At 59.3% G+C, this 5019-nt stretch carries 1 protein-coding gene and 1 pseudogene; both read right to left on the minus strand.

Annotated elements, in window-relative coordinates:
* Window positions 1–586: pseudogene (gltD, locus tag ACW14G_RS22165) on the minus strand (glutamate synthase subunit GltD); the annotation flags it as partial.
* Window positions 587–595: 9 nt separating this feature from the next.
* The coding region (gene gltB, locus ACW14G_RS22170) for a glutamate synthase large subunit (protein ID WP_455648816.1) at window positions 596–5019 on the minus strand (4424 nt) is incomplete at its 5' end.

A 5019-nucleotide genomic window follows, 5' to 3' on the forward strand; every position in this document is an offset into this window, starting at 1 on the left:
TCTCCAGCTTGAAGGCCGGGATACCGAAGGTCAGCAGACCGCCGATTTCCGGGTGACGGTCGAAGACCACCGCCTTCACGCCGTTGCGGGTCAGCACATCCGCGCACGCCAGGCCCGCCGGGCCCGCACCGATGATGGCGACTTTCTTGCCGGTTTGCTTCACGCCGGTGAGGTCCGGACGCCAGCCCATCTCGAATGCTTTATCGTTGATATAGCGTTCAATGTTGCCGATGGTCACGGCGCCAAACTCATCGTTCAGCGTACAGGAGCCTTCACACAGGCGATCCTGCGGGCACACACGGCCACAGACTTCCGGCAGGGTGTTGGTCTGGTGTGAAAGTTCCGCCGCTTCGAAAATACGCCCCTCATTCGCCAGCTTCAGCCAGTTCGGGATGTAGTTATGTACCGGACATTTCCACTCGCAGTACGGGTTGCCGCAGGACAGGCAGCGATCTGCCTGCGCTTTGGCCTGGCCTTCGGAAAACGGCTCGTAGATCTCGATAAACTCGATCTTGCGGATCTTCAGCGGTTTCTTCGGCGGATCAACGCGCTGCAGGTCGATAAATTGATAAACGTTCTGACTCATGATGACCTCTTACTGCGCCTGCACGCGCAGCTCGGCTGCGCTACGACTACGGTGACCCAACAGCGCTTTCACATCGCTGGATTTCGGCTTAACCAGAGCAAACTTCGCGGAATAAGACGGCCAGTGCGCCAGAATCTCTTCACCGCGGGAGGAGCCGGTCAGCTGTACGTGTTCGGTGATCAATCCACGCAGATGTTCTTCGTGAATCGCCAGCGAGTCGACGTCCAGCACTTCTACCAGTTCCGGGTTCACGCGTTTACGGAAATCACCGTCTTCATCCAGCACATAGGCGAAACCGCCCGTCATACCGGCGCCGAAGTTCACGCCCGTTTTGCCCAGCACGCAGACGATACCGCCGGTCATATATTCACAGCCGTTGTCGCCGATGCCTTCCACCACGGTAATCGCCCCGGAGTTACGCACGCCGAAACGTTCACCCGCGCGGCCCGCGGCGTACAGACGACCACCGGTCGCGCCGTACAGGCAGGTGTTGCCGATGATGCTGGCTTCATGGCTGCGGAAGGATGAACCCACCGGCGGACGAATCGCCAGCAGACCGCCCGCCATGCCTTTACCGACGTAGTCGTTGGCATCGCCGGTCAGGTACAGCTCAACGCCGCCGGCGTTCCACACGCCGAAGCTCTGGCCCGCGGTACCGTTGAAGTGCGCTTTGATCGGATCCGCCGCCAGCCCCTGGTCGCCGTGCGTCTGGGCAATGTAGCCAGACAGCGATGCGCCAACGGAACGGTCGGTGTTGCGGATATCAAACCAGAAGGTTTTGCTCTGGCGCTCATCAACAAACGGTTTTGCCTGCTGCAACAGCTGCGCGTTCAACACGCCGTTATCAAACGGTGGATTGTTCTCGGTGCAGTACAGCGCTTTGCCAGGATGCGGCTCCGCGGTTTCCAGCAGACGAGACAGCTCCAGCTTCTGCTGCTTGGCGGTGAAGCCATCCAGCTCTTTGAGCAGGTCGGTGCGGCCAATCAGGTCAACGAGGCGGGTGACGCCCAGTTCAGCCATCAGCTCGCGGACTTCACGGGCAATAAATTCAAAGTAGTTAGTTACTTTGAACGGTAGGCCGTGATAGTGGTTCTTACGCAGTTTCTCATCCTGAGTCGCAACACCGGTTGCGCAGTTGTTCAGGTGGCAAATACGCAGGTATTTACAGCCCAGCGCGACCATCGGCCCGGTACCGAAGCCGAAGCTTTCCGCGCCGAGGATCGCCGCTTTAATGATGTCGACGCCCGTTTTCAGGCCGCCGTCCACCTGCAGACGAATCTTGTGACGCAGGCCGTTAGCGACCAGCGCCTGCTGCGTTTCGACCAGACCCAGCTCCCACGGACAGCCGGCGTATTTCACCGAAGACAGCGGGCTTGCGCCGGTGCCGCCGTCGTAGCCGGCGATGGTGATGAGGTCTGCATAGGCTTTTGCCACGCCGGTAGCGATGGTGCCGACGCCCGGTTCGGAAACCAGCTTCACGGAGATCATCGCTTTCGGGTTGACCTGTTTGAGGTCGAAAATCAGCTGCGCTAAGTCCTCGATAGAGTAAATATCGTGGTGCGGCGGCGGAGAAATCAGCGTCACGCCCGGTACGGAATAACGCAGTTTGGCAATGTATGGGGTGACTTTATCACCCGGCAATTGACCACCTTCGCCCGGTTTCGCGCCCTGAGCGACTTTAATCTGAATGACGTCGGCATTGACCAGGTACGCCGGGGTGACGCCAAAGCGACCGGAGGCTACCTGCTTGATGCGCGACACTTTGTTGGTGCCGTAACGCGCCGGGTCTTCGCCGCCTTCGCCGGAGTTCGAGTTGCCGCCGATGCTGTTCATCGCTTCGGCCAGCGCTTCGTGTGCTTCCGGGCTCAGTGCGCCGATAGACATCGCTGCGGTATCGAAACGTTTGAACAGGTCGCTCGCGGGCTCTACATCGGCCAGGTTGACGGTCTCGCCGTTTGGCGTGATGGCCAGCAGGTCGCGCAGCGTCGCGGCAGGGCGGTTGTTGACCAGCTCTGCATAGGCTTTGTAATCGCTGTATTCGCCGCTCTGTACCGCTTGTTGCAGGGTGCGCACCACGTCCGGGTTGTAGGCATGGTATTCGCCGCCGTGAACGTATTTCAGCAGGCCGCCCTGTTCCAGCGGTTTACGCGCCAGCCAGGCACGCTTCGACAGGTTCAGCAGATCCTGCTGGAAGTCGTCGAACGACGCGCCGCCGATGCGGCTAACCACGCCCTGGAAGCAATTTTCGACCACGTCATCGTGCAGACCGACCGCTTCAAACAGCTTAGAGCAACGATAGGAAGCAACGGTCGAGATGCCCATTTTGGACATGATCTTATACAGACCTTTGTTGATGCCGTTACGGTAGTTCAGCATCACCGTGCGGTAGTCTTTCTCGATAGCATGGGTATCGATCAGACGACCCAGAGTTTCATAGGCCAGGTACGGATAGATTGCCGTCGCGCCAAAGCCGAGCAGTACCGCAAAGTGGTGCGGGTCGCGGGCGCTGGCGGTTTCCACGATGATGTTCGCGTCGCAGCGCAGGCTCTTATCCACCAGGCGAGCCTGGATTGCGCCCACCGCCATTGGCGCCGGTACCGGCAGGCGGTTTTTGGCGATGTTACGGTCGGACAGCACCAGCAGGACTGTACCGCTGCGCACCATCTCTTCGGCCTTGTCGCACAGGGCTTTGACCGTGGCTTCGAGGCTGGTTTCCGTCACATCGAAGGTGATGTCCAGCGTGTCGGCGCGGTAATGATCCTCTTTCATCGTGGTGAGCTGATTGAAATCGGAGTACAGCAGAATTGGCGATTTGAAGCTCAGGCGGTGCGCCTGGCCTTCCGCTTCGCAGAAGACGTTCATCTCACGACCAATGCTGGTTGCCAGCGACATCACGTGCGCTTCACGCAGCGGGTCGATTGGCGGGTTGGTCACCTGCGCAAACTGCTGGCGGAAGTAGTCGTAAATAATACGCGGCTGGCTGGAGAGCACGGCGAACGGGGTATCGTCACCCATCGAACCGACGGCTTCCTGACCGTTTTCGCCGAGTACGCGAATCACGGAATCCAGCTCTTCAGCGCTGTAGTTAAACTGTTTCTGGTAGCTGGCAAGCGTATCGTCATCCAGCTCACGGCTGCCCACCTGATCGTCGGCCAGATCTTCAAACGGCACCAGACGGCGAACGTTTTTCTCCATCCACTCTTTGTACGGATGGCGGCTTTTCAGATCGTTGTCGGTTTCCGCCGAGTGCAGAATGCGGCCGCTGCGGGTGTCGATAACCATCAGCTCGCCTGGGCCGACGCGGCCTTTTTCCACCACTTCGTCAGGCTGGTAGTCCCAGATCCCGACTTCAGAGGCGCAGGTGATGAGTTTGTCTTTGGTAATGACGTAGCGCGCCGGGCGCAGGCCGTTACGGTCGAGGTTACAGGCGGCGTAGCGGCCATCAGACATGACGATCCCTGCCGGGCCGTCCCACGGCTCCATGTGCATGGAGTTAAAGTCGAAGAACGAACGCAGGTCCGGATCCATATCCGGGTTGTTCTGCCAGGCCGGTGGTACCAGCAGACGCATGGCGCGGATGATGTCCATCCCGCCTGCCAGCAGCAGCTCAAGCATGTTATCCATGGAGCTGGAGTCGGAGCCGGTTTCGTTGACGAACGGCGCGGCGTCGTGCAGGTCAGGGATCAGCGGCGTCTGGAACTTATAGGTACGCGCGCGCGCCCACTGACGGTTACCGGTGATGGTGTTGATTTCGCCGTTGTGCGCCAGGTAGCGGAACGGCTGTGCCAGCGGCCAGCGCGGCACGGTGTTGGTGGAGAAGCGCTGGTGGAACAGGCAGATGGCCGATTCCAGACGCAGGTCCGCGAGGTCCAGGTAGAAGCGCGGCAGATCCGCCGGCATACACAGACCTTTATAAATGTTCACCAGATTGGACAGGCTACAAACGTAGAAGTCTTTATCTTGCAGGAGGCGCTTTTCGATACGGCGGCGGGCGATAAACAGGCGGCGTTCCATATCGCGTGGGCGCCAGCCCGCAGGGGCGTTAACGAAAATTTGTTCTATACGAGGCAGAGAGGAGAGGGCGATTTCACCGAGTACACCTTCGTTGGTGGGCACATCGCGCCAGCCAACAATAGACAGGGTTTCACGCTGCAGTTCTTCTTCTACAACATGGCGGGCGGCAGCGGCCAGTTCAGGATCCTTATTCAGGAACAGCATCCCAACGGCATAGTTTTTGGCTAAGCGCCAGCCACGTTCTTCAGCAACGATGCGGAAGAAACGGTCAGGTTTTTGCAGCAGCAAGCCACAACCGTCGCCGGTTTTACCGTCGGCGAGGATCGCACCGCGGTGCTGCATACGGGCCAGTGCGTGTATCGCGGTACGCACTACCTTGTGGCTAGGTTCGCCTTCTATGTGGGCGATCAGGCCGAAAC

This window comes from Kluyvera sp. (assembly GCF_965301105.1).